We start from the raw sequence: 25,956 nt of genomic DNA, 5'->3' as shown, positions 1-25,956 counted from the left end.
GAAGGTTACATGATATCAGCCAGACTTGGAAACTATCTCATCAAATTAGTCCCCCCATAGAACCCCCTTGAGCCATCTTGCACACTTTTCTCTTTTTGTCAAATTTTATGTTAAGAAAGATGTGACTAATGGATAGCTTATCAAGGGGGGATTAAGGGGGGATCGACACCCCCCTTATCAAGGGGGGATTAAGGGGGGATCGACACCAAAATCTATCTTCAATTTAATTATAACCAGCTACTTACAATCAAAAATGGGATAGGTTAAAAACACATCCCACGGTTCCGATTAAGTCAGAACTACTGACGAATTTGTACCGGCATCACCAAATAGGTCATCTTTAAACCTCCCAAGGGGGTAAAAATAACCGGTTGGGTACTAGCATTTAACTGCATTTGGATATCATTATTGGGTAAAGCCTTCAAACCGTCCATCAAATATTTAACATTAAAGGCAATATCGCCACTTTCTCCCTGAATTGTCGCCGCCATGGACTCTTTGGCACTACCTAAATCGGGAGATTCCACCGCTAGGGATAAACGGTCATTTTCGCTATCGAGACTAAACTTGACTAAATTATTCTTTTGGTCCGATAAAACCGCCACTAATTCCAAACAACGGATTAACTGTTTGCGGTCTAAAACCAAAGAGCGCTCGAAGGATTTAGGAATTAACTGATTATAAGTGGGATAGGCCCCTTCTAACTTACGACTGGTTAACCTCTGTTCCCCCATTTCAAAGATGACTTGAGAATCATCCACATGCAGAGTAATAGTCTCGATATTTTGTTTTGTTGACATCATTCTTTCCAATTCTCGCAGGGCCCGGGCCGGAATGGTGACATTAAAGCCACCAGAGGCACTTTCCACCTCCTCTAGGGGAGTTTGTACCACCGCTAAACGATGACCGTCTGTAGCGGCAAATTCTAGACAATCGACGGTTTTAGTTAAATGCACCCCCGTCAACACCTGTTTAGTTTCATCGCCACTAGCGGCAAACAATGCACCTTTTAGTCCCTCTGTCAAGGCAACTATAGGTAAATTAACAATTTCCCCATCGGCCACCGTGGGCAATTCTGGGAACTCATCGGCTTTCATACCGCGAATTTGGAACTGTGCCGAGGCAGTTTTTAGAAAAGCGAGACTATGCTCCTCATCATTCTTGTTTTCTTCCACAGAGATAGTGATTTCCCCCTCTCCCAAACGAGAGACAATATCGTTAAGCAATTTTGCCGGCAGGGTAATTTTGCCCCCTTCCACCACCTCGGCCCGAAAACTGGTGCGAATCCCTAAACTCAAATCAAAAGCAGTCAGGCTAATTTCGCCCTTTTCCTCATCGGCACAAAAGAGAACATTTCCCAACACCGGATGGGTAGGACGACTGGCAACGGCCCGACTAACTAGGGATAAATTGCTGTTGAGTTCGCTTTGACTACTGGTAAATTTCATAGCAGGAATAGTTTTTTTGTACGCTAAAAAATAATAGCAAGAATTCCCCTGTGGAAAATCTGTGGAAAACCAGAGCTTTTTTCGATCGCTCTTTCCGGGCTAAAATCTATCAATAGCAATAACTTCGGCCATTGCTAGGTTTTTACTGCAATTCTGAAAAGATTGTGGAAAAATTGTCAACAGTGAAATTTTTGCCCTTTCTCAGCCAATTACATCAGCTGTTAACCATCAAGCTACAAGTCAAGAATAGCGAGACTTTAGCCGACCAGCGCCTTTCTTAGCGAAAAAATTGCGTTAAATGTAGGCCGGTGATCTTTAAAATGGAACAAGCAGCAGGAAGTTAACAAAACAAAGCTCTGGGCCTCCCCCAGAACCAATAGACTCAAATAGACAAGGAGACAGGATTGGTTAGCACATCTTCGTATCAAACAACAAAATCGAAAGAAATCTTTACAGCCGCTCAAAAATTAATGCCGGGGGGTGTAAGTTCCCCCGTGCGGGCCTTTAAATCCGTCGGTGGTCAACCCATCGTTTTTGAAAGCGTCAAAGGGGCTTATATTCGCGACGTGGACGGTAACGAATACATCGACTATGTGGGAACTTGGGGGCCGGCTATCTGTGGTCATGCCCATCCCGAAGTGATTGCCGCCCTCCACCAGGCCCTAGACAAAGGAACCAGTTTCGGCGCTCCCTGTGTCGAGGAAAATATTCTTGCTGAAATGGTGATTGATGCCGTTCCCAGCATCGAAATGGTGCGTTTTGTCAATTCCGGCACCGAAGCCTGTATGTCCGTCCTGCGCTTAATGCGGGCTTTTACCGGCCGGGATAAAATCATCAAATTCGAGGGCTGTTACCACGGTCACGCCGATATGTTCCTCGTGAAAGCCGGCTCTGGTGTAGCGACCCTAGGCCTACCCGACTCGCCGGGGGTTCCCAAAACCACCACTAACAACACTTTAACCGCCCCCTACAATGACCTGGAAGCGGTAAAAGCCCTCTTTGTCGAGAATCCCGACTCGATTGCCGGGGTGATTTTAGAGCCAGTGGTGGGTAATGCCGGCTTTATCGTGCCGGATGCTGGCTTTTTAGAAGGATTGCGGGAATTAACCAAGGAATACGGGGCCTTATTAATGTTTGATGAGGTAATGACCGGATTCCGCATCGCCTACGGTGGCGCTCAGGAAAAATTCGGCATCACCCCCGATTTAACCACCCTCGGCAAAGTTATCGGCGGTGGGCTGCCGGTGGGGGCCTACGGCGGTCGCGCCGATATTATGGCTATGGTAGCTCCGGCCGGCCCGATGTACCAAGCGGGAACCTTATCCGGCAACCCTTTGGCTATGACGGCGGGAATTAAAACCCTAGAGTTACTTCAGCACCCCGGCACCTACGAATATCTCGATAAAGTGACCAAATCCTTAACTGAAGGGCTACTGAAAGTGGCCAGAGATGCTGGTCATAGCGTTTCTGGAGGTCATATCAGTGCCATGTTCGGGATGTTTTTCACTGGCAACCCCGTGCATAACTATGAAGGGGCCAAAAAGGCCGATGTGGCTAAATTCGGTCGTTTTCATCGGGGAATGTTGGAAAGAGGCGTTTATCTAGCTCCTTCCCAGTTTGAAGCTGGTTTTACTTCCTTAGCTCACACAGAGGCCGATATCGAACGGACTTTGGCCGCCGCTAAAGAGGTTTTAGCAAGTTTATAGTTAATGCTGCTTCGGCTGGGAAAATTGATTGATAGAGTCCCAATTATTGATGAGTTGACATCTCCCCGCTTGCAAAAGACGGGGATTCTCAGGGGAAATTTGCCTAGAAACCCCGAACAATCGAGGGATTATTATCCCCAGCACTGTAAAACTTATCAGTCCCAGCACAGGCCGCCCCTTTTTAGTCAACCAGATCGAGGATATCAAGAGCAAGAGGTATCTAACTTGACAAAAATTACCTCGGTTTCTATAATCCTGAAACCGTCAACAAAATTGAGCGATAAATAGCTGGGCAAAAAATCAAGAAAAACAGCAAAAAAACGTAGTTCCCCCCTTGACAAATAGCCAAAACTAGGCATTAGTTAAATTTAATGATTTTTTAATAAAAACCGCCTTCTATCACCAGAAAAAGCGATTGGTAGATTTTTATCAGAGTAATGTAATCATCTTTACAACTATCGGGGATCAAAGGATGTTAGGGTGAAGGAGCGATGAGAAACCCACTTTAAGATCACCCCAATTGCTATGGCACAGATTCTCGATCCCCTCCCCAACGGCAAGAAAAATAGTATTCTTTGTTGCTATGTCAATGCGACCAGTCATATTCAAATTGTTCGCATCACCAATATTGCTAACTGGTATTTTGAAAGGGTGGTTTTTCCCGGGCAGCGTTTAGTATTTGAGACCCTAGCGGATGCTTTCTTAGAGATTCATACGGGGATGATAGCCAGCGCCATCCTTTCCGATAACATCCCCTGTGAACGCCTTTATATCAGCGATGGGGATGAGGATGACTCCGATGGTCAACTAGACAGGGAAATATTCTATCCCCATTCCCTAGAGGAAAGTCAAGGGGCGAAAATTGACAATGCCGTACCCTTCGGTTTAACTTTAGCTTCCGCCTAGCTAATAACCTAATCTGATAATTCCCCTCGCACGAGAATCACAGTGCAATTAACCGCACGGGCAATCGTCGAGGGGATATTGCCATTTAAGAACTGATTGAGCAAGCTTTCCCTGGACGCACCCAAAAGCACCAAAGAACAATCCTCCGATTCTACCAGATGAATCACCGCCTCGGCCGGAGAGGCCGAACAAATCGGTAAAGGTACAATCGGCTGTGCGATCGCTTTCTGTAAAGATGCTTGTAAAACGAACATAGTGGACAGATCTGGCAGTAACTCCGTCGGGGAATAGATTTTACATAACCAAAGTTTGGGATGATCCGAAGACTCGGACAAAGACAGCAAACTAGGCAATAATGCTAAAGCGCGTTGGGCATTGGGACCGCCGGCGGTGGGAATCAGCCACATCCTTTCCCGATTAAGATCGTTGGGAAAACAATCCTTTGTCCCCAATTTTACCAAGATGGTTTCACAGGGGGCTTCAGCAATCAAAGTATCGACTAAAAACCCGAAAATCTCCCCAGTGGTCGATTTTTCCCCAGTCCAACCCATAATTAATAAATTGCTGTGTCGTTCGCGAATCGTGGCCAAAATCCCGTCGGCGATATCCTGAGCCACGGAAATTTGTGTATGAACAGATATATTCTGCTGTCGGGCTAATCTTTCGAGACGATGAAGTAATTTGCGTCCTTCCCGCGTATCTACCCTGACTTCCGCCGGAGAACTAAGACGAGGCACAGTAATCACATAGAGACAATCTATTTCATAATTGCGTTCACGGGCGATCGCAGCAGCAATTTTAAACAAAGCGGTAGCGGTGTCGGGATTGGCAATAGGTAACAAAATCCGGCCTATTCCCACGGCCGGGGAACGGGTTTGATAAACCACATAGGAAGGGGTACTGCGTTGGGGCAGTTGACAAACTCCCCCCAATTGATCGGCTTCCACCCGAATAATATCGGTGCGGGTAATGATCCCCACCAGTTTTTGACCATCGGTAACGGGTAAACGGGAAAGCTGATAGCGATTTAACAGAAATAAAACATCGCTTAACGCTGCCTGGGGAGCCACAGTAATGGGATTGGGAGTCATCATCTCCCGTAGGACTGTTTGACTGTTTTTCGATCGCCATTTATCCAGATCACTTTGGGTAAAAATCCCCAATAGTCGCCCCTGTTCCACCACGGGAAAACCGCGATGATGGGAACGGGACATAATTTTCACCACTTCCCCCAGGGGTAAATCCGCCGGCAGAATTTCCACCTGCGATTGCATCACATCCATAGCCGACAGATGGGCCAGCACATCATTAGAAGGGGTTTCTTCGTTGAGAATAATGCCACTAGCGGAAAGTAAATGCTGATAGAGGGAACCGGGGTGAATGCTTTCGGCAGTGATATAAGAAACGGCACAGGTCAACATCAGGGGCAGCACAACATTAAAATTGCGATGCAGTTCAAAGACAATCACGATCGCCGTTACCGGAACCCTGACTACTCCCGTAAAAAAAGCCCCCATACCCGCTAAAGTATAACTAGCTTCGCTGCCGAAACCGATAATTTTCGTCTCGATTCCCCCCACCAGAAACCCCAAACAGGAGCCCAACACCAAAGCGGGCGCGAGGAGTCCTCCCGGGGCGCCGGAACTGTAGGCAATCATGGTCAGGAAAAAATAGACGACGAAAGCGAGGGCGGTATTCTGCCAACTCAATTCCCCAGCCAGCAAAAATTCCCGTAAACCGGTATTATCTCGAAAAAAGTCGGGTAAAAAAGCCACTACCGTTCCCGATAACCAGCTGACCAGACCGATGCGCCAAGCCAGAGATAACCGCCAACGCCGCTGCATCTGGCTACAAAAAAGGATGCCTTGATTGAATAAAGCCCCCAATAAGCCCGCTAAAACCCCCAAAAGGCAATAAATGGGTATTTCTTGGGCAGAGAAGCTAATATTGGCATATTCAGTGATCATTGAGGGGGTATTCTGCAGCATCATTGAAACCACGGCCCCGGTAAAGGAAGCCACGATCGCCGTTTCTAGGGTCATACTAGAAACATCGCGCATTAATTCCTCGATCACAAAGAGAACGCCGGCGATGGGAGTAGTAAAACCGGCCGCTAACCCCGCAGCTGCCCCGGCTGCGATCATCTGACGACGGTGATCGGGACTGGTGGGCAGCCAGACGCTTAACTGGGCCGCTAGGGCCGCCCCGATGTGTACCGTGGGGGCGCGACGACCAAGGGTTAAACCACCGCCAAGGATCAGGATCGCCCCGATCATTTTTACTAGGGCGACCCGCCAAGACAGGGGCAAAGGATATTTAGCTAAGGCCGCTTTTACTTGGGGAATACCACCCCCGGCGGCCGCCGGGGAGAAGTGTTCGACAATCCAACCGGCGCTGTAACCGAGCAGAAAACCGCCGAGGGGCAAAACTAGGAAAGGAGAGGAATTGGCTACTAGATGCACCCGCCAACCACCTAACCAACCGATCCCCAATTTCAGGATAATGGCGGCAAGAGCGGAGAGAATTCCGATTAAACAGGCGACCAGTAAAGCATAACGACTATCGGTTGCGCTACGTCCGAAGTGTTGGGATTTAAACCACTGACGGAGGTTTTGGTGACGGGCAAAAAGTCCCATAATTATCAGGGAGAATCAAGGCAATGGCGGAGCGAGGATTTATTTAGGGTTCTGATTCCTCGTTTCTTTAATCATAGGCCGTTAAGTTCTGTCACCGTTCACCTTGTTGCTACCAGTGGCCCTAATAGTAGTTTTTCTATCGATGGGCTAGGATCAAAGGTTGTCCCTGTCTTTGAGCGGAGGGTATTGTAAAGTTTCAATACAAATATAGTCAGGCATGGTAATATATAGACATGAAACTATCAGACTATGCAAAAAAAACAGGAATAAGTTATCGAACGGCTTGGAGGTGGTGGAAACAAGGGAATTTAACAGGCTATCAATTGCCTTCTGGTACAATTATCATAACGGATGACAACCATTCAAAACCCGACTTGATAGCTTGCATTTATGCAAGGGTTTCCAGCGCCGAAAATAAAGACAATCTAGATAGACAAGCTGACCGATTAAAAGATTATGCTGTTGCTAGAGGCTACAAAATCTACAAAGTTGTCAAAGAAGTAGGCAGTGGATTAGACGATAATCGCCAACAACTAGCCAAAATTCTAGTTGACCCCAATTATAATGTTTTAATTGTTGAACACAAAGAGCGTCTAGCCAGATTTGGGACTAATTATCTAGAAATCTTGTTAAAAGAACTAGATAAAAAAGTGGAGATTGTCAATCAAAGTGAGGATAAGCAAGATGAGTTGATGTCAGATTTAATAGCCATTATTACTTCTTTTTGTTCTCGAATTTACGGATTAAGAAGGTCGAAAAGAAAGACAGAAAAGATTATAGCTGAGTTAAAAGACAACGAATAATAATGTTAGTAGCAGAAAGACACATTATCAAGAAAGGACATCCATTTTGGGCTGAGATAGATAATTGATCTTGGCAGTCTAAAAATCTTGACAACTCAGCCAATTATTTAATCCGACATAATCTTTAGATAGGCGGAAAAAATCACCATTTTATATTGTTATGTTGGTTCAATAATTTTTATCCCTGCTCTAAATTCCCGCAGTGCTTGAGAGTGATAGAATGGATTTATGTCTGAGTTACAAAGATGTAATTTTAGGGATTGAATTAAAAGTATGGCGGGATAAAAAACGCGATCCGCAACCTGATGGAATTGAACAATTAAAGTCTTATTTAGGGCGTTTGGGGGTAGATTTTGGTTGGTTATTTATCTTTGATAGGCGGAAAAATGCTTTACCAATGGAAGAAAGGTTATCAACGGAGGTTGTGGTGACGGAAAATCAATATAGAATTACTGTGATATTGCTTGCCCTCTCAAAGTGACAAACTGGATGCCGAAGAGATATCCGCAGAAAAAAGCTGATATCTGACGACTTTAAGATAGTTTACGGTTCACTGCCACGATTGCGCCAGACTTGCCAACCGACGTAACCGAGGAGGAGAGTCGCACCAAAGGCAAAACCCCAACCACTGGGAACATTGGAGAAACCGAGGGCTAAACTGCCCACCCAGAGGGTTAGGGCATAGATAAATAACACTGTCAGACGGTGAGAGATACCAGCTTTCAGTAAACGGTGGTGTAAATGACGTTTATCAGCCACAAAAGGGGATTTTCCGCGTTTGAGACGGGAAATAATCACCGTGGACATATCGAGGAGAGGAACCGCGAGGATGAGATAGGGTAATAGGACGGCGGTAACGGCAACGGTAGTCACAGCAGTGGTTTTAGCCAATCCAATCACCGCCACACCCGCCAGGGTAAAACCCATAAAATAGGCTCCACCATCCCCCATAAAAATTTGGGCGGGGTTAAAATTGTAACGCAGAAAACCCAAGGCCCCACCCGCTAAAGCGGCGGCGATAATAGCGGCGGCCGGTTGTCCCATCACCAAAGTTACAATTAAAATAACCACGGCAGATATACCCGAAACCCCCGCCGCTAATCCATCTAAACCGTCAATCCAATTAATCGCGTTAGCCATCCCCACTAACCAGAGGAGAGTAATCGGTAAACTTAGCCAATGAATTTGTAATAAATCGCCGAAGGGAATAGAGAGGAAATCGATCCTTACCCCGGCTTGCCAAGCTAGAAAAGCGACGCTAAACTGCATTACCAAACGATTGAGCGGCGAAAGATTAAAAAGATCATCCGCTAGACCGATGAGGAAAAAGCCCAAACCGCCTAGGGTTACGCCCCAAACTTCCCATTCTCGATCGCTGTTTAAACCGGCAAACCCTCCCAACCACCAAACGATCAGGAGTGCAGTTAAAGCGCCGACAAAAATCGAAACTCCCCCCAGTCGAACCATAGGCTTTTCATGGACCTTCCTTTCGTTGGGTTTATCGACGTAACCGCTTTTCAGTCCGACGGTTCTGACGAGGGGGGTACTCCAAAGTACCACGGTATGGGCGATCAGAAAAGCAATTAGATAGTATAAATCTCCAGACATGGGAATTGGGGGGGCGATTTAATTCACAATTGGCAACTGACAGGCAATCGCCAATTATGAGTTTTTATTATCTCTCGTTTTAGGCCAAGGCGGGGACGGAAATATGGAGATGGGGATAGAGGGGGAAGCTTTCACAGAGTTTCGCTACCCGTTGACGGCAAGTAGTTCTCAGGGCTTCATCACCTGGATTAAGGAGAATATCGGCGATAATGTTGCCAATCTCGATAAATTCCGTTTCTCCTAGTCCTCTGGTGGTCATAGCCGGGGAACCCAAGCGCAGACCACTGGTGACAAAGGGAGACTCGGGATCGAAGGGAACAGTGTTTTTATTAGCGGTAATATTGATAGTACTCACCAAGCGATCGGCTTCTTTCCCGGTCATGCCCACGGATCTTAAATCGAGTAACATCAAGTGATTATCCGTACCATCAGTGACAATTTTAATCCCTCTAGCCTTCAACTGACCGGCCAAAGCTTGGGCATTAGCGATTACTTGGCCCGAATAGATTTTAAACTCCGGTTTCAGGGCCTCCCCAAAAGCCACCGCTTTCGCCGCGATCACGTGTTCTAGGGGACCGCCTTGGGTACCGGGGAAGACGGATTTATCGAATTTTTTGCCTAATTCCTCGTCTTTGGTCATAATTAACCCCCCCCTAGGACCGCGCAGGGTTTTGTGAGTGGTGGTAGTTACCACATCACAGTGGGGTAGGGGGTTAGGATGATGACCAGTGGCCACTAAACCGGCAATATGGGCGATATCTGCCATCAGGTAGGCCCCCACTGCGTCAGCGATAGCGCGGAATTTCTCGAAATCAATCTGGCGCGAGTAGGCAGAATAACCGCAGATAATTAGTTTGGGTTTTTCCTTGCGGGCGATGTCAAGGATGAGATCGTAGTCAAGGCGTTCGCTTTCGGGACTTACTCCGTACTGTACTACTCGGAACCATTTCCCGGAAACGTTAACAGGGGAACCGTGGGTAAGATGACCACCGTGGGAGAGATCCATACCCATAATCGTATCGCCGGGCTGCAAGAGGGTCAGGAAAACGGCGAAATTAGCTTGGGCCCCGGAGTGGGGTTGTACGTTAGCGTGGTTTGCCCCAAATAGTCGTTTAACCCGATCGATCGCTAATTGTTCCGCTTCGTCAACGTATTCGCAACCACCATAGTAGCGTTTTTTGGGCAGTCCTTCGGCGTATTTGTTGGTTAAAACCGAACCCTGGGCGGCCATGACGGCAGCCGAGGTAAAGTTTTCACTAGCGATTAGTTCTAGGTGATCTCTTTGACGTTGCAGTTCTTTTTGCAGAATCCCCGCGATCGCTGGATCGGTCAAGGATAGTATATCTAAGTTCGTATCAGTCACGGTTACTCGATCCTTTCTTTAACAATTTACCTGTAATCATTGGGTCACTTTCTCCATTTTGGCACAATCTCTAATCTTCCGACACACCAGTGAGCTTAATTGCTTCTCTTCGGGATCGATGAGCAATTGTCAACTGTTAGGGGTAAAATCTTCATTTTTAGTCAATAGGTGATAGTAATATTAACGTCAGTTCGGGTTAAGCAGATTGGGTGCATCTCACATTTGCAGAAATACCGATAATCAGCAATTATCAGTGACTTTTAAATAATTACAAATGTATCAGCAGCTGCCTGTAAGCATCCCACCGAAAAGCTAATGCGCGGGGGGGTTTGGGGGGTTCTACCCCCCAAAAGCTTGGATTGAGTGATAAAATCGGAAGTAATGCCCAATTTTAGCGGTGATTTTCCCTTTAAAAATAACAACTTAGTAGAAGTTCTACAAAAAGTTGACAAATCCAAAAAAGAGGGTGGATTACCTTCAAGATAACCACCCCCGAAAACTACCATTAATTATCTGTAATCAACCGGTATTTCTCATCCCTGCGGCAATACCATTAATCGTCATTAAAGCACCCCTTAATAACTCCTCTTTAGAGTAGCGGAAATGAATCACACCGGATTGAGCTTGACTGTTGTATTGACGTAAACGCTTGAGGAGAGACACCTGTAGGAAACCGAGGGGAACGATCGAACCGTTGCGTAACTGCACCGAGCGCTGTAAATTCGGATCATTATCCAATAAATGTTTCTCGCCGGTGATCTGGAGAACAATCTCGCTAGTGCGATTATATTCCTCTTTGATCCTTTCAAACAGACGTTGAAAACGTTCTCGATCTTCCTGTTTAGAAAGTTCACTGACGTAGTGATAGGCCATCTGTAGGTCCACCTTCGATAGAGTCATTTCTGCCTTAGAAATCACCATCTGGAAGAACGGCCACTTGTGATAAAAATGGCGTAACAATTCCAAATTTCTGCTAGGAGAATCATCGAGAAACATCTGTAAAGCTGTCCCTAAACCATACCAAGCCGGTAAAAGAAAACGGGTTTGGGTCCAACTAAATACCCAGGGAATTGCCCGCAGGGTACTTAAATCCTGTTGACCACTTTTCCGGCGCGCTGGTCGGGAACTAATCTGTAAAAGACTAATTTCAGGAATGGGAGTCACGGACAGGAAGAAATCTAAAAAGTCCGGTTCTTCATAAATCAAACTGCGATAGGTTTGCCGTGAACGGGTGGCCAACTCCTCCATGATGCGATTCCAGGGTTCGAGATCATCAAAACCACTGCCCAGTAAACTTGCCTGTATGACTGCCGTTACAGCCGTTTCTAGGTTATACAAGGCCAATTCTGGTAAAGAGTATTTCGAGGCTAAAACCTCGCCTTGTTCGGTGATTTTAATGCGACCGTTAATCGTTCCCCGGGGTTGGGCGAGGATAGCGGCGTAGGCCGGTCCACCACCCCGACCGACGGAACCGCCCCGGCCATGAAAAAGACGTAGATTCACGCCGTATTGTTTAGCGGTTTTTTGTAAAGCCTTCTGGGCCTTATGAATTTCCCAATTACTGCTCAAAAAGCCGGAATCTTTATTACTATCGGAGTAACCCACCATAATCTCCTGTAAATTACTCGGTTCCAAGATGGCAGGTTCCGGGGTCACGTCCTCCCCGTTTAAAGCCCCTAAATGGTCGTAACCGCCGGCTAGGGTTGCCCGATAGAGGGGCAATTCAAACAAAGTCTCCATGATGCCGGGGGCGTGTTTGAGGTCATCGACGGTTTCAAAGAGGGGAACGATGCGGAGGGAACTGCGGCTAGTGGCGGGGTCGTATAAACCGGCTTCTTGGGCTAATAACAGCACTTCTAGCACATCGCTGGCCTCGTTGGTCATGCTGATAATGTAGGTTTGGCAGATTTCCAGACCAAATTCCCCTTGCAGACTTCTTAAAACTCCCAGGGTTTCAATGGTTTCGCAGGTTCTTTCCGAAAAGGGCATTTCCCGGGGAATTAAGGGGCGACGGGTTTTTAATTCCTCCACTAACCAGGCGATTTTTTCTGATTCGCTTAATTGGCCGTAGGGTTTGGGTAAAACTCCGAGATATTCAGCGATTTCTTCGATACATTCGGCGTGACGGGTGGATTCCTGCCGAAAATCTAACTGAGTCAGGACAAAGCCAAAAATCTCCACTTGGGCGATCAGTTGAGCGAGTTCTTGACAGGAAAGACCGGTTTGAAAGAGACTGCGCTGTAATAGCTGTAATTCGGCTAAAAACTCGGAACCGGAGCGATAGATGTTGGTTTCGTTGAGTTTAGTTAATAATTGTCGTTCTTCTGGGTCATTGAGCCGATCATTGCGATCGCGCGTATTTTCCAGACGTTTTTGAATAAAGGCCAATTTGAGGCGATAGGGTTCCTGACGGTAGCGGATTGCTAACTGGCTATAGATTTCGGGCATTTGCTGTTTATCTCTGTCCAGGGAGTCCAGCAACTCCGGCAAGACGTGACACCAGTGCAGGGAGGCACTTAAAATACTGGTCAGGTCACGAATAGCATCGAGATATTTTTTAATAACGAGATTGCGCTGATAACAGCAGGTTTTCCAGGTGACTTCGGGGGTAACGGAGGGATTGCCATCCCGATCTCCCCCTACCCAAGAACCAAAGCGACAGAAGTTATTTTTCGGCGCTCGTAAACGGGGAAAGGAGGATTCTAGACTTTGCTGCAGACGCAGGGTTAACTGGGGTAGGGAATCAAAGAGAACTTCATCGAAGTAGTGCAGGGCATAATCCACTTCATCGACGACGGTGGGTTTAAATTGGTGTAGTTCATCTGTTCGCCACCAAAAACGAATTTCTTCTTTTAACTGTTTGGTGACTGTTTGTGCTTCTCTGGAGTTAGTTAACCCCATACTGCGAAAGATTTCTTCTGCTTGGTCGAGTTTTTCGAGAATGCCTGAGATACGGCGCTGTTTAATGCGAATGGTATGACGGACAATTTCCGTGGGGTGGGCCGTAAAAACCAGACAAATATCTAACTGATCGAGAAGACGCTGAATTTCTTGGGGGGGGACGTTAACCTGTTTGAGATAGGGAAATAACCAGTGAAATAGTCCCGATTTTGGGCCGGAGTGATCGGACTCGTTCAGGGTTTTTTCTAGCCAATCGGCCCCGACAATGGTGGCTAAAATGCTTTTTTGCGTTGGGTCAGCCTTGGGACTTTCGTTTTCTTCCCCGATCACCGTCCGTCGCAGTAGTTGCTGATCCCTTTGTTCGTAGTGTTGTTCAATAATATTTATTAACTGGAAATAGAGGGCAAAAGCGCGGGTAACTTTGATCGCTTCCCCTAGTTCCAAGTCTTCGATCATTTTGGCGATCATTGCTTCCGGACTATCATCGGTCACTTGTCCTTCCTCAGAACAGAGATGGCGCAGTAATTCCAGTAAATCGACTAATTCTTGACCACATTCGGAGACTAAGACTTCTTTCCATAAATCTTCGATTAATTTCAGTCTTTGCTGCAGAAACAGGTTGGAAGTGCTGAAAATATCCTGTTCGGTTTCGGTCGAGGGGATAAGGACGCTCATAATTTTAATCAGTAATCAGTAATCAGTAATCAGTAATCAGTAATCAGTAATCAGTAATCAGTAATCAGTAATCGGGAGTCAGTAATCAGTAATCAGTAATCAGTAATCAGTAATCAGTAATCAGTAATCAGTAATCAGTAATCAGTAATCAGTGAAAAGAAAGCTCAGAACTTACCACTTAATACTATTCACTGAAAACTCAAATCTGATCATTGATAACTGATCTATCGGGATTAGTTCTTAGGGTTTGTCAAAGATGAGATTATATCCCCACGAATCACATTTTTTCCTATTTTTAACAAAAACTTCACTATTTTTGCCTCTTTTCAGGGGGCAAAAGGACTTTTTTCTTGGATTATTGGTCACTGTTTACTGGTAACTGATCGGGAATATTGAGCAGGGGCAAGCGATCGCCACGAAAGATTTCCTCACTGTCTTTCCCGACTTCTATCAACCAATTATTAATAGAACGTAGTCCCAAGTAGGATAAAAGAAAGGGACTGACCGCTAGACTAAGCCAAAGCTCGATCGGTTTAGTTTTCATGGCAATTTCTCGGTTAAAGGACGGCGTTTGATCCGACGAATCGGAAAATTAGCAATCAGGGCTGTAGTTCGTTGGTCGCTTTCTAGGAGTAACTCGGTTTCCTCGGTGTCGATATCAAGATAACGACTGACCACTTCTAAGATTTCTTGACGCATCATATTGAGAATTTCGGGACTAAGATCGGCGCGATCATGGGCCAGAATAAGTTTTAAGCGTTTTTTAGCTTGGTCGCCACTTTTGCCCGAACCGCGCCATGCTAGAAGTTTATCGATCAGGTCATTCATAGTAGGTTAAGGGGTTGAGATGAGAGAGTTTAAGGCCCAAACAAGCGACGACGCAGACGAGTGAGAAAACCTTCCTGACCGGCCATTAAATCTAGAAACGGCACATCGCGACCCTGTAAACGCTGGGCAATGTTTCTAAAGGCCATGGAGGGGAGAGAGGTCTTCTCCTCTAATACTAATGGTTCCCCTTTATTAGTGGAAATAATAATTCTTTGATCGTCGGGAATAATCCCCAACAGGGGAATTACCAAGAGGTCGAGAATATCCTCGACGCTGATCATCTGATTAAGTTGGATCATTTCTGGCCGCAGCCGGTTGACAATCAGACGGATACTCTTAATATCTTCGCTTTCTAGTAATCCCACCACGCGATCGGCATCTCTCACCGCCGACATTTCCGGAGTAGTAACGATGATCGCTTCTTGAGCAGCGGCGATCGCATTGCGGAAACCCATTTCAATTCCTGCCGGGCAATCAATCAATACATAGTCATAACTTTTTGACAATTGGGCGACTAAATCCTTCATTTGAGCGCCAGTAATTGCCTCTTTGGTGCGGTTTTGTGCCGCCGGTAATAAGACCAGATTTTCCTGTCTTTTATCCTTAACTAAAGCTTTATCAAGGCTACAATCTCCCGCCACCACATCGAGGGCAGTATAAACGATACGCTGTTCTAATCCTAACAATAAATCGAGATTTCTCAGTCCGAAATCGGCATCGACAAGGGCAACTCGACAGCCTAATTGAGATAAGGCTGAACCTAAGTTCGCCGTTACTGTCGTTTTACCAACTCCTCCCTTTCCCGATGTCACCACAATTACACGAGCCATAATTTATATCAGTTATCAGTTATCAGTTATCAATTATCAGTTATCAGTTATCAGTTATCAGTTATCAGTTACCAGTTATCAGTTATCAGTTATCAGTTATCAGTTATTGGTTTGATAGAGTTTTTCATTTCAACGCAGTTAATCCCTATTTTTACTGGTCACTGAATCACTATTTACTGATCACTGTTTACTGGTCACTGATCACTTTTTTTCTACCCATCCCACTTTATCTTTAAAGGTGTAGGTTCTGGAAAAATTATAAGCCCCAATGATGCGGATTCCTCCTTCGCTGATACAGGCAATTTCTGGTTCCATGCGATCGCTATTCAAAGCCGGGGTGCGTGCCACTAATTCTGCGATCCTCAGTTGAGTTAAGTCGATTCGCAGGGCCATAATTACCGCTGCTCGATCGCCGCGGAATCCAGCATGGGCCACACCGCGTAAACCCCCCCAAACTAATATATCGCCATCAGCGACGATCGATCCGCCGGGGTTGACATCACCCATGACTATAACTGTACCCGGGTGACGGATTTCTACACCCGATCGCAGGGTGGTTTTTAAGTACAAAGGTTCGGCGAGGAGGGATGGTAGCGGTTGCTCGTCCCCGAAAACCGTGGGATTCGAGCGCATTTGTTCGACATTGTAACCCATGGTTGCCGCTGCCACTGCGGTTTGTCTTCTTTGGGTTTGGATGGTATGCAGGGATAATTCGGCACTGTCTAAAATTGTGGCGATCGCTTGTAGTTGGCGCGTATCCATCAGGCGATTGTTGGACCGTAGGTGTACTGGTGTTCTAGCGGGGCAGTTTTGGCCGCTATTACGGAGATAATATTTTAATCCTGTCAAGATATCTGTCCAATCCTGACTTGTCTCCCCGGCGCTGGTTTTGGGCAAAATTAGCACCAATTTCTCGCCCTCACTTTTTAGGTGTATTTGGGCGTATCTTTCCATTACCGAGGCTGATGGCTCAATTTTTTCGGTTTCTAAGTCAATTTCTTGATTTATTTCGGTTTTATTTTCATCCATAAAGATAACTTTTTACTTAAAAAAGACAAAGCGCAAAATAGCGATCAGCAAACCGACGGAAGCGGTAATTAGTGAACCGCCTAAAATGGTTATCAATGCCCAAATTTGATTTTTTTGACTGCCCTCGACTATTTTGAGGCGATTATCCATCCCTTCGACTCTTTCGGTTAATTTTGCCTGTCCTATCTCTAGGGATTTAACATCTTGCTTGATTTCCTTAATATCAGCTTTAATTTCGCCAATATCAGCTTTAATTTCGCCAATATCAGCCTTAATTTCGACGATACTATGCTCGATCGCCGTGAAACGAGTCTCGATCGCTTTTTGTCCGTTGATAATTAAGTCTTCTAGCCTTTTCAAGTCCGTATCGGCAACAGTTTTCATAAAAATTAACCGGCTATCAGTATAGATATTTCTTTCATTATGAACCTTGAGCAGCAGGCAGCAGTGGGAATTATGAATTATGAATTATGAATTATGAATTGGGGAGCTTTTTCAGTGATCAGTCAACAGTAAACAGTAATCAGTGAACTGCTCACTGATTGCCTCCTATTGACACAAACGTTGATAAACTGTGGCTAAAGCTTGGACATCACCGACGTTACCCGGGAAAAGAACCACAGGTAAATTAGGAAAGAGGGGATGATCCAATTCTGTGCAGACCATGGAGACACCGGGGAGAATCTGACCGAGTAAACGGGCCGATTGCAGGCTTAAACCCGTACTTAAGACATCATTAGAGGTAATTCCGCCTTTACTGATTAAAAAACTGATGTCACTGGGTAAACCCTTAACAATGTCCATTAACAGGGTGGAGACGGCAACCCCAAAATCAAGACGTTTCTGCACAGAGGCAAAGGTTAACTCTTGCCGACTGGTATAGATCACGGGGGTTTGTTTATTTTTGTGAATAAGCTTGACTTTTTCTAGAACTTGTGCTAGGAGTTGATCTCGTTGGTCAGGACGATCGCGCAATGCCGTCACATCGATTTCGACTCCGACGGTGTTGGGTTGTTGAAGCAGTTCCTGTAATTGTTGGGTAGTTTTTTTGACGTGGGAACCGACGATAATTGCCCCGGCTTCCCCCGTGGGCTTATACTTACCCATAGATTCGGGTGCGATCGGTTGAGTTCCTAAATTAGCCAAAGAAGTTAAAATACTGGCGGCACTACGGAATAAAAATTTTTTTCCTGCCCCTGCGGCGGTTAAAATATCTTCAGCAAAGCGATCGAGATCCGCTTGAGTTTCCCCATCTACCACCCCACATTGATTATTTTTGAGCTTTTGCAGTCGTTCTAAACTACCTTGACGGATATCTGTCAGTAAAAATCTCTCTACATCATCTGCTTTAATTTTACCTTGCGTTTTCTCCTCCACATAATCCGGCAGATAACTGTAATGATAGGCAAAAACCGAATCGCGAGCGAATTCCGTCTCGTGGACGGGAGTGGGAACACCATCGATGATTAAATAATGAATACTATCGCGAGTGATTCTGCCCCCCTCAAAAAAGGCTGGAATCAGGAAATGTGCATCAAAACCGCCCAATTCTTCGGCAATAACATCAGTTTCGATCGGATAATGCCCGCGCAGGGTAGAATCGGAACGACTAACCACCAAAAAATCCTCGATTCCCTCTTTAGTTAAGGCAGTTTTCAGGTTATGACAGACTTCTCGCGTGACAGACTCGGCTTTTTCGGGGGTTAAAGCGCGAGTATTCGTCAAAACAAAGAAAATTGGCGCATTATCTGCCAATCCCAAGCGGAGAGTATCTTCATCCCACCGCATCAATAACAGACAACTATGGACTGTTTGGGAACCTGTCGGGTCATCATCTAAGACTATAATTTTAGGTCTATTATTGCTCATATATTTTTTATCAGGATGGGAGGGACGGGGGAATCAAGAGAATCTGGTTAATAGTTTATCGGGTTCTGGTTCCCCATTAAAGTCGTCCCCTCCGCAAGCAACCGCTATCAATCTTGATCACAATCTGTCCAATATAGGATAAGCTATACCATGATTCATACAGTGACGAAGTTGAGCGCGGGAGACTTCCCTTTGAATACGTTAATTCACCCCACTGCGGTTATCCATCCGTCGGCAAAACTTGCTCCCAAGGTTAAAGTTGGTCCCTATGCTGTGATCGGGGCCAATGTGGAAATTGAAGCTGATACAATTATTGATGCCCATGTGGTCATTGAGGGTCCGACCAAAATTGGCAAGGGTAATCATATTTTTTCCGGGGCTGTTATTGGTAATGAACCACAGGATTTAAAGTATAAAGGTGGCGAAAGTAGGGTAGAAATTGGTGATCATAACCAAATTCGCGAGTTTGTCACAATTAATCGCGCCACGGATACGGGAGAAGTTACCCAAATTGGCAGTAATAATTTATTAATGGCCTATGTTCACGTTGCCCATAATTGTATTTTGCAAGATAACATTATTATCGCTAATAGTGTCGCTTTGGCAGGTCATGTCCAGATCGAATCAAAAGCAGTTATCGGGGGGGTTTTAGGAGTACATCAATTTGTTCATATTGGCAAAATGGCCATGTTAGGAGGAATGAGTCGTATTGATCGCGATGTTCCCCCTTTTACTTTAGTGGAAGGCAATCCCTGTCGGGTGCGAACTCTTAATTTAGTCGGTTTACAAAGAGCAGGTTTTACCGATGAAGATCTAGCTTTACTGAAAAAAGCTTTTCGGATTATCTATCGTTCTAATATAAATCTTCAGGAGGCTTTAGAACAAGTTTCTCTCTTAACCGATAACCCCCATGTTCAACATCTCTGTCAATTTTTACAATCCTCTACCACGGGAGAAAAACGTCGCGGTTTAATTCCGGGGAAATAATTTATTGATTGAGGAACAGGGTGTGGGGTGTGGGGTGATGGGGAAGTAGGGTGTAGGGTGTGGGGAAGAAAACTTCTTTCATCTGTGGGGGTGAAAATTTTTTCATCGGGACTGACTCCTGACTCCTGAATTCTTTTATTGTCAAATAATTATCCAAATGCGTATATTTATTAGCACGGGTGAGGTATCGGGTGATTTACAGGCAGCCATGCTGATTGAATCCCTTTTTCAACTAGCTAAAACCCAGGAAATTGAGTTAGAAATTTTTGCGCTCGGCGGCGATCGCATGGAGTTAGCCGGAGCAAAAATGTTGGGTAAAACCACTCGACTGGCTGCCATGGGATTAATTGAATCTATCCCCTTTATTTGGCCAACTTTACAACTACAAAAACGAGCAAAAGAGTTTTTTAGAGATCATCCCCCTGATCTGATTATTTTAATTGATTATGTGGGGGCAAATGTGGCGATCGGTCAGTCGGCTAAAAAAATTATTCCCGATGTCCCAATTATTTATTATATTGCCCCACAGGTGTGGATTTGGTCGGAAGAAAATATCCCCTCAGCTAAACTAAGGGCCACAGCAGAAAAGTTATTTAATACGGAGAAATTAATCGCCATCACCGATAAATTATTGGCAATTTTTCCTGCCGAAGCCCGTTTTTTTGAAACAAAAGGTTTACCGGTAACTTGGGTGGGACATCCTTTAGTTGATCGTATGGCAAATGCTCCCAATCGCCAAGAAATGCGGCAAAAATGGGCAATAAAAACCGAAGAAACGGTGGTCGCTTTGTTACCCGCTTCCCGTCAACAGGAGTTTAAATATCTCGTCCCGACGGTGTGCGCTGCTGCCCAAAAATTACAGGAAAAAATTCCCGATATTAAGTTTTTAATTCCCGTTCCACTAGCTTTATACGAACCCAAAATGCGACAATTAGTGAAGGAATATGGATTAAATGCGGTGATTATGGAACGAGATCAGACTTTAGAAGCAATTGCCGCGGCCGATCTGGCTGTGGCTAAGTCTGGTACAGTTAATCTCGAAATTGCTTTGTTAAATGTGCCGCAGGTGGTGGTTTACCGTTTAAGTGCAGTTACTGCTTGGATTGCCCGCAATATTATGAAGTTTTCTGTACCATTTGTCTCACCGGTAAATTTAGTTTTAATGCGAGAAATTGTTCCCGAATTATTACAAGAGGAAGCTAACCCGGAGAGAATTATGCAGGAATGTCTAGATTTATTATTAAATCAGCAACGTCGGCAAAAAATGTTAGATGAATACGCAGAAACTACAGCCGGTTTAGGAACAGTAGGCAGTTGCGATCGAGTGGCGCAAGAAGTGTTTAATTTTACAGTTCAAGTTCCGAAAAACCAGAAAAAAGCGGGGTAATTTGTAACTACCCCACCAAATATTATCAAGGAATTACGATTACTTATAAGCGTCCATACCCTCACAGGAACAAACCAGATTTCTGTCCCCGTAAGCATTATCAACCCGTCCCACTACCGGCCAGAATTTATAATCTTTTAGCCAAGAAAGCGGGTAAGCTGCCTGTTGACGGGAATAGGGACGACTCCAATCATCGGCAGTTAAAACTGCGGCTGTGTGGGGGGCATTTTTCAAGGGATTATCATGGATATCCATGCTACCATTAGCGATCGCTTGTACCTCTTGATAGATAGTTAACAAAGCTTCACAAAAACGGTCTAATTCGCCCAAAGATTCGCTTTCCGTGGGTTCCACCATCATTGTACCCGCCACGGGCCAAGAAACCGTCGGCGCGTGGAAACCGAAATCCATCAAGCGTTTTGCCACATCTTCCACCTCGATGCCGGCCTGTTTTTTCAGGGGACGTAAATCAATCACGCACTCGTGGGCGACTGTTCCGGCGCTACCCTTAAATAACACTGGATAGGCCGACTCCAGACGAAAAGCCATATAATTAGCGTTCAAAATTGCCACTTCTGTCGCTTTTTTCAAGCCGGCTGCCCCCATCATAGCGATATACATCCAAGAAATCACCAAAATGCTGGCACTACCCCAAGGCGCGGCCGAAATTGCCCCAATCGAGTCCTGATGCTTACCGTTAGCGGTTTCTGGGGATAATTTCGCCAAAACTAGGGAAACATCGGGCAGAAAAGGCACTAAATGGGATTTTACTCCGATTGGTCCCATACCCGGTCCGCCACCACCGTGGGGAATACAGAAAGTTTTATGGAGATTCAAGTGACAGACATCAGCACCAAAATCGGCCGGACGACATAAACCCACCTGAGCATTCATATTCGCGCCATCCATATAGACTTGACCACCGTATTGATGAATCAAGGCACAAATTTCGCTAATTCCCTGTTCAAAAACGCCGTGAGTGGAAGGATACGTTACCATCAAAGCCGCTAGATTATCCTGATGCTTCTCGGCCTTAGTTTTCAGGTCATCAATATCAATATTGCCCCGAGAATCGCAATTAACCGCCACTACTTTCATACCACACATAACAGCGCTGGCAGGATTAGTCCCGTGAGCGGACTCAGGAATTAAGCAAATCTGACGATGACCTTGACCGCGACTTTCATGGTAGGCTCGGATTACCTGTAAACCGGCATACTCTCCCTGAGAACCGGCGTTCGGTTGTAGGGAAATGCCATCAAACCCGGTAATTTCCCCTAACCAAGTCTCTAACTGTTGAAAGAGCAGTTGATAGCCTTCTGCTTGCTCAATCGGGGCAAAAGGGTGTAATTTGCCGAATTCTGCCCAAGTTACTGGAATCATCTCCGCTACGGCATTCAGTTTCATCGTACAGGAACCGAGGGGAATCATGGAAGTATTTAAGGCTAAATCCTTTGTTTCCAGACGGTGCAGATATCTGAGTAATTCCGTTTCCGAGTGGTAACGATTGAACACCGGTTCGGTAAGATAGGCACTGGTACGGGTTAAATTAGCGGGTAATTCTAGACTAATTTTCTCGACTAATTCGGCCGCGGTAAAGGGTAATTCCCCGGTTGGGGCAAAAATTTGCCATAAATCCCACACATCCCTGAGACTGGTGGTTTCATCGACACTAATTCCTAGATTATTCTCATCAAAATAACGCAGATTAATCTTATGGGTTTTTGCCTTCGCAAGGATGTCCTTAACTCCCGTGGATACCGTAACTTTGAGCGTATCGAAGCACGGTTCTTTCCCCACTTGATAACCCAACTGTTTTAACCCAGTTGCCAATAAAGCGGTTAATTTCTGCACTCTTTGGGCGATTTTCTTGATTCCTTCCGGTCCGTGATAGACCGCGTACATGGAAGCAATCACCGCTAGTAACACCTGTGCGGTACAAATATTACTGGTGGCTTTATCCCGGCGGATATGTTGTTCCCGGGTTTGCAAAGCTAAACGCAGTGCGGGTTTACCCTGACTATCCTTCGATACCCCGACAATGCGCCCCGGAATGCTGCGTTTATAGGCATCTTTGGTGGCAAAATAAGCGGCATGGGGACCCCCATAACCCAGGGGAACCCCAAAGCGTTGACTGCTACCCACGGCAATATCAGCCCCCAATTCGCCGGGGGGAGTCAACAGGGCTAAACTGAGAATATCGGCGGCAACGGTGACTAAAGCCCCATTTTCCTGCGCTTTGGCGATAAATTCCCGATAGTCATAAATTACGCCATCGGTGGCTGGATATTGTAATAATGCGCCAAAAATCGGCGTTTGGAAGTCAAAGAGACGATGATCCTCGATAATAATGTCAATACCTAAAGGAATCGCTCTGGTTTTAACGACTTCAATCGTTTGGGGATGGCAACTACTGGAGATAAAGAAAGCATTGGCTTTAGTTTTACACAGTCCATAACTCATGCTCATCGCTTCCGCGGCTGCTGTTCCTTCATCGAGGAGGGAAGCGTTAGCAATTTCCAGACCGGTTAAGCTAGTGATGAGAGTTTGGAAGTTTAAGAGAGCTTCTAAGCGTCCTTGGGCGATTTCCGCTTGATAGGGAGTATAGGCGGTGTACCAACCCGGATTTTCTAAGATGTTGCGGAGAATTACCGGCGGGGTGATACAGTCATGGTAGCCCATGCCAATAAAGGAGCGAAATACCTGATTTTTGGAGGCAATAGCTTTTAATTGGGCAAGAGCAGCGTATTCACTCAAGGCAGGTGCTAGATTAAGGCTTGTTTGTAAACGAATTCCTGACGGGACAGTTTTAGCGATTAACTCCTCAACGGTAGCAACACCCAAAACCGCCAGCATTTTCTCTATTTCCGTCTCCGTCGGCCCAATGTGACGGTTAACAAAGCTATCGGTACAGTCTAGCAGGTCTTGCAGGTCAGCAGGAGCGAATTCCTCGGTTTTCTCGGCCGTAATTGACCTATTTAGCATATTAATCTCGGTTTCAACAATTACAAAAGTGCTGCGTTTCATCGCTAGGGGTGATTTTAACGCAACTTGTCAAATTTTTGTAATATTTCAAGTCAGCAAGATCAAGCCTAAGCTAATTTGCTATCGACCTATGCACAAAATTAACTTCACTACTGCTTCGTCACCAAAAACCAACCGGAATCCGTCGATCCGATCACCTTTAATCCTTCTAAATCAGTAGCTTCTTTGGTTTGACGATCGATAATTAGGTAGGGTTGTCTGTGACTTTGCCAATGATTGATTAATTCTTCAGCAGCAAGGGGAAAAACCCGACGACCACTATAAAAATTTAACGAGGGGCGCTCATAGGCAAAAGCAACATAAACAGGGTGATCGGCCGGCACATATTTCTGTACTAAACTCGCCACCGGTTTGACGGGGAAATTCTCATTTAATTCCCAGATCCACAGGGGAGAATTGACAAAAATAAACAAAGAAACCAACATTCCCCAGAGTAAAACCACGCTGAATTGTTCCGAGCGCCGAGCTAACAAAATCGCCGTTGTCACCATGGTCAGGGAAAGTGACAATAAGGTTAAAATAATTAAGGGATGGAGAGGTTCGATAGCGACAAAATTACCAGGAAAATAGGCCATTAAAGCTAATAAACCCGCCACAACGCCGATAATACCCAGAATAATTGACCAGATTGGATTATAGGGGCGATCGATGGGAAGATTACCCACCTGCGCCAAGGCATAACCGGCCGCTAAAGCCAAGGCCGGATAGATCGGCAGAATATACCAAGGCAACTTGGTCGCCATTACCGAAACCACCAACAGATAAACACCCGTCCAAACTAACAGTAACTTCGCCCAACTGTAGAGATGTTCCTGACGTGCTAAACGTAAACCCCAAACCGAGAAAATTAACCAAGGCCAACTATATTTAAGAATTTCCAGCAGATAATACCAAAACGGTCCGCGATGATCGTCCAGATCGTCACTAACTCGCTTTAACTGTTGAACAAAAAGGGAATCAAGGAACTCCCGCTCGTAGTGCCAAAATTGGGCGCTATACCAAGCAAAAGCGGGAGTTGCTCCCAATAACCAACCCGACCAAAAATAGGCAGAAGTTAATAACCGGGGGGTATCCCAGAACAGAAAAATCAAGCCGATACCCGCCAATAATAGCCCCATAATACCCTTAGTCAGACAAAGGAGGGCAAATCCTAACCCCGCCCCCAGAGACCAGCGTAAATCGCGCCGTGAGCGCAGTAAACAGACAAACATCAGGATTTCAAAACACAATACCGCTCCATCCAACATGGCTAAACGGCCATGACGCACCACCGGCAAAAGAGTTAGATAGATCAAGGCCGATAGTAAAGCTGGTAAACGAGCGGGAAAAATTTCTCGACCGAGAAGGTAGAGGAGCGGCACCGATAAAGCTGTTAAAAAAGCGGGAATTAGTCTAGTATTGACCTCATTGATGCCCCAGAAATGGTAAGTTAGACCGATCAAACTATGAATCAACGGCGGTTTATTCAGGTAGGGATCACCCCAAAGACTGGGAAATAACCAGCGCAATTGTTCCAGTGGGGTTTGGCTAATTTCCTTGGACACCTGAGCAATGGTCGCTTCATCCCAATCCCGCAAGGGTAAATTACCTAATCCCACTAGATAGATAATTAAGGCCGCTATTAATAATCCCAGTAAACACAGAAATTCTTTAAAATTTTCTCTCTGACGCAATTTATAACTAGAATATCCCCAAGTAAATTTTTGACGGTTCATAAGCTAGGTCAGTAATCAGTAATCAGTAAACAGTAATCAGTAAACAGTAATCAGTAAACAGTAATCAGTAAACAGTAATCAGTAAACAGTAATCAGTAAACAGTAATCAGTAAGGCTCTCCTAGACTGGTTATAGCAAATTAGTAGTTTCAATGGTTCTTCGTTACTTGGTATGGTTCGATAGGGGGGCATAAATCGACTAAATCCTTATCTGGCAAGAG

At 45.4% G+C, this 25,956-nt stretch carries 18 protein-coding genes and 1 pseudogene; 6 read left to right on the top strand and 13 right to left on the bottom strand.

Features of this window, described 5'->3' with window-relative positions:
- Nucleotides 1-299 precede the first annotated feature (299 nt).
- On the bottom strand, nt 300-1,448 hold the full coding sequence (dnaN, locus tag IM479_RS21045; RefSeq protein ID WP_287684740.1) for a DNA polymerase III subunit beta: 1,149 nt from the start codon (nt 1,446-1,448) through the stop codon (nt 300-302).
- Nucleotides 1,449-1,852: 404 nt separating this feature from the next.
- Here dnaN and hemL point away from each other — a divergent pair, with 404 nt between their 5' ends.
- Together hemL and IM479_RS21035 are read left to right on the top strand one after the other, a co-directional pair.
- Nucleotides 1,853-3,154 carry a glutamate-1-semialdehyde 2,1-aminomutase gene (gene hemL, locus IM479_RS21040; protein ID WP_286826703.1) on the top strand — a complete coding sequence of 434 codons (1,302 nt, stop codon included), beginning with the start codon at nt 1,853-1,855 and terminating at the stop codon, nt 3,152-3,154.
- A 525-nt stretch (nt 3,155-3,679) separates the two neighbouring features.
- Nucleotides 3,680-4,060, top strand: a complete 381-nt coding sequence (locus tag IM479_RS21035) for a DUF1830 domain-containing protein (RefSeq protein WP_286826704.1) — start codon at nt 3,680-3,682, stop codon at nt 4,058-4,060.
- Between the two features lie 8 nt (nt 4,061-4,068).
- Here IM479_RS21035 and IM479_RS21030 read toward each other — a convergent pair whose 3' ends face one another.
- Nucleotides 4,069-6,696, bottom strand: coding sequence for a chloride channel protein (locus tag IM479_RS21030; RefSeq protein WP_287684739.1), 2,628 nt, complete (start codon nt 6,694-6,696; stop codon nt 4,069-4,071).
- Between the two features lie 233 nt (nt 6,697-6,929).
- Here IM479_RS21030 and IM479_RS21025 point away from each other — a divergent pair, with 233 nt between their 5' ends.
- Nucleotides 6,930-7,499 carry an IS607 family transposase gene (locus tag IM479_RS21025; RefSeq protein WP_287684738.1) on the top strand — a complete coding sequence of 190 codons (570 nt, stop codon included), beginning with the start codon at nt 6,930-6,932 and terminating at the stop codon, nt 7,497-7,499.
- A 211-nt stretch (nt 7,500-7,710) separates the two neighbouring features.
- Nucleotides 7,711-7,980: pseudogene (locus IM479_RS21020) on the top strand (hypothetical protein); the annotation flags it as partial.
- A 62-nt stretch (nt 7,981-8,042) separates the two neighbouring features.
- Here IM479_RS21020 and IM479_RS21015 read toward each other — a convergent pair.
- The 9 genes from IM479_RS21015 to IM479_RS20975 all read right to left on the bottom strand — a co-directional run bounded on the left by IM479_RS21015 (nt 8,043) and on the right by IM479_RS20975 (nt 18,602).
- Nucleotides 8,043-9,107, bottom strand: a complete 1,065-nt coding sequence (locus IM479_RS21015; protein ID WP_002732067.1) for a glycosyltransferase family 4 protein — start codon at nt 9,105-9,107, stop codon at nt 8,043-8,045.
- Nucleotides 9,108-9,186: 79 nt separating this feature from the next.
- On the bottom strand, nt 9,187-10,470 hold the full coding sequence (gene glyA / locus IM479_RS21010; RefSeq protein ID WP_287684736.1) for a serine hydroxymethyltransferase: 1,284 nt from the start codon (nt 10,468-10,470) through the stop codon (nt 9,187-9,189).
- A 519-nt stretch (nt 10,471-10,989) separates the two neighbouring features.
- Entirely contained in the window at nt 10,990-14,046 is a 3,057-nt protein-coding gene (gene ppc, locus IM479_RS21005; protein WP_287684735.1) for a phosphoenolpyruvate carboxylase, read from the bottom strand.
- 355 nt (nt 14,047-14,401) lie between these two features.
- Nucleotides 14,402-14,590 carry a hypothetical protein gene (locus tag IM479_RS21000; protein ID WP_286825915.1) on the bottom strand — a complete coding sequence of 63 codons (189 nt, stop codon included), beginning with the start codon at nt 14,588-14,590 and terminating at the stop codon, nt 14,402-14,404.
- Nucleotides 14,587-14,874, bottom strand: coding sequence for a cell division topological specificity factor MinE (minE, locus tag IM479_RS20995; protein WP_002764792.1), 288 nt, complete (start codon nt 14,872-14,874; stop codon nt 14,587-14,589). The genes IM479_RS21000 and minE overlap by 4 nt, the downstream gene beginning before the upstream one ends.
- Before the next feature lie 29 nt (nt 14,875-14,903).
- Complete coding sequence (gene minD / locus IM479_RS20990; protein ID WP_286825914.1) at nt 14,904-15,704, bottom strand: septum site-determining protein MinD; 801 nt, start codon at nt 15,702-15,704, stop codon at nt 14,904-14,906.
- Between the two features lie 201 nt (nt 15,705-15,905).
- Entirely contained in the window at nt 15,906-16,733 is an 828-nt protein-coding gene (gene minC, locus IM479_RS20985) for a septum site-determining protein MinC (protein ID WP_287684733.1), read from the bottom strand.
- Between the two features lie 12 nt (nt 16,734-16,745).
- The gene (locus tag IM479_RS20980) at nt 16,746-17,117 is read right to left on the bottom strand and encodes a hypothetical protein (RefSeq protein ID WP_287684731.1); all 372 of its coding nucleotides are present in this window, start codon (nt 17,115-17,117) and stop codon (nt 16,746-16,748) included.
- A gap of 165 nt (nt 17,118-17,282) precedes the next feature.
- On the bottom strand, nt 17,283-18,602 hold the full coding sequence (locus tag IM479_RS20975) for a four-carbon acid sugar kinase family protein (RefSeq protein WP_287077308.1): 1,320 nt from the start codon (nt 18,600-18,602) through the stop codon (nt 17,283-17,285).
- Between the two features lie 150 nt (nt 18,603-18,752).
- On the opposite strand from IM479_RS20975, the gene lpxA reads away from it, so the two are divergent.
- Together lpxA and lpxB are read left to right on the top strand one after the other, a co-directional pair.
- Nucleotides 18,753-19,589 (top strand): acyl-ACP--UDP-N-acetylglucosamine O-acyltransferase, encoded by an 837-nt coding sequence (gene lpxA / locus IM479_RS20970; protein ID WP_286825556.1) that lies wholly within the window; start codon nt 18,753-18,755, stop codon nt 19,587-19,589.
- 157 nt (nt 19,590-19,746) lie between these two features.
- Nucleotides 19,747-20,976: a lipid-A-disaccharide synthase gene (gene lpxB / locus IM479_RS20965; protein ID WP_287077305.1), complete on the top strand. Its 1,230-nt coding sequence runs from the start codon at nt 19,747-19,749 to the stop codon at nt 20,974-20,976.
- 39 nt (nt 20,977-21,015) lie between these two features.
- Here the strand turns inward: lpxB and gcvP are convergent, their stop codons facing one another.
- Both gcvP and IM479_RS20955 read right to left on the bottom strand, forming a co-directional pair.
- Entirely contained in the window at nt 21,016-24,003 is a 2,988-nt protein-coding gene (gene gcvP, locus IM479_RS20960; RefSeq protein WP_287684729.1) for an aminomethyl-transferring glycine dehydrogenase, read from the bottom strand.
- A gap of 107 nt (nt 24,004-24,110) precedes the next feature.
- The gene (locus IM479_RS20955; RefSeq protein WP_287684728.1) at nt 24,111-25,736 is read right to left on the bottom strand and encodes an ArnT family glycosyltransferase; all 1,626 of its coding nucleotides are present in this window, start codon (nt 25,734-25,736) and stop codon (nt 24,111-24,113) included.
- Nucleotides 25,737-25,956: the final 220 nt, after the last annotated feature.

The sequence above is a fragment of the Microcystis sp. M165S2 genome, from assembly GCF_020245885.1.
GTDB lineage: Bacteria > Cyanobacteriota > Cyanobacteriia > Cyanobacteriales > Microcystaceae > Microcystis.
This window is presented reverse-complemented; position numbering and strand designations above follow the sequence as displayed.

Coding starts and splice junctions, on each gene's coding strand:
- IM479_RS21000 (WP_286825915.1), bottom strand. CDS start 14,590: ATGAAAACTAAACCGATCGAGCTTTGGCTTAGTCTAGCGGTCAGTCCC.
- dnaN (WP_287684740.1), bottom strand. CDS start 1,448: ATGAAATTTACCAGTAGTCAAAGCGAACTCAACAGCAATTTATCCCTA.
- IM479_RS20980 (WP_287684731.1), bottom strand. CDS start 17,117: ATGAAAACTGTTGCCGATACGGACTTGAAAAGGCTAGAAGACTTAATT.
- IM479_RS21015 (WP_002732067.1), bottom strand. CDS start 9,107: ATGTCTGGAGATTTATACTATCTAATTGCTTTTCTGATCGCCCATACC.
- gcvP (WP_287684729.1), bottom strand. CDS start 24,003: ATGAAACGCAGCACTTTTGTAATTGTTGAAACCGAGATTAATATGCTA.
- minE (WP_002764792.1), bottom strand. CDS start 14,874: ATGAATGACCTGATCGATAAACTTCTAGCATGGCGCGGTTCGGGCAAA.
- IM479_RS21030 (WP_287684739.1), bottom strand. CDS start 6,696: ATGGGACTTTTTGCCCGTCACCAAAACCTCCGTCAGTGGTTTAAATCC.
- minC (WP_287684733.1), bottom strand. CDS start 16,733: ATGGATGAAAATAAAACCGAAATAAATCAAGAAATTGACTTAGAAACC.
- IM479_RS20955 (WP_287684728.1), bottom strand. CDS start 25,736: ATGAACCGTCAAAAATTTACTTGGGGATATTCTAGTTATAAATTGCGT.
- IM479_RS20975 (WP_287077308.1), bottom strand. CDS start 18,602: ATGAGCAATAATAGACCTAAAATTATAGTCTTAGATGATGACCCGACA.
- lpxA (WP_286825556.1), top strand. CDS start 18,753: ATGATTCATACAGTGACGAAGTTGAGCGCGGGAGACTTCCCTTTGAAT.
- lpxB (WP_287077305.1), top strand. CDS start 19,747: ATGCGTATATTTATTAGCACGGGTGAGGTATCGGGTGATTTACAGGCA.
- minD (WP_286825914.1), bottom strand. CDS start 15,704: ATGGCTCGTGTAATTGTGGTGACATCGGGAAAGGGAGGAGTTGGTAAA.
- ppc (WP_287684735.1), bottom strand. CDS start 14,046: ATGAGCGTCCTTATCCCCTCGACCGAAACCGAACAGGATATTTTCAGC.
- IM479_RS21035 (WP_286826704.1), top strand. CDS start 3,680: ATGGCACAGATTCTCGATCCCCTCCCCAACGGCAAGAAAAATAGTATT.
- IM479_RS21025 (WP_287684738.1), top strand. CDS start 6,930: ATGAAACTATCAGACTATGCAAAAAAAACAGGAATAAGTTATCGAACG.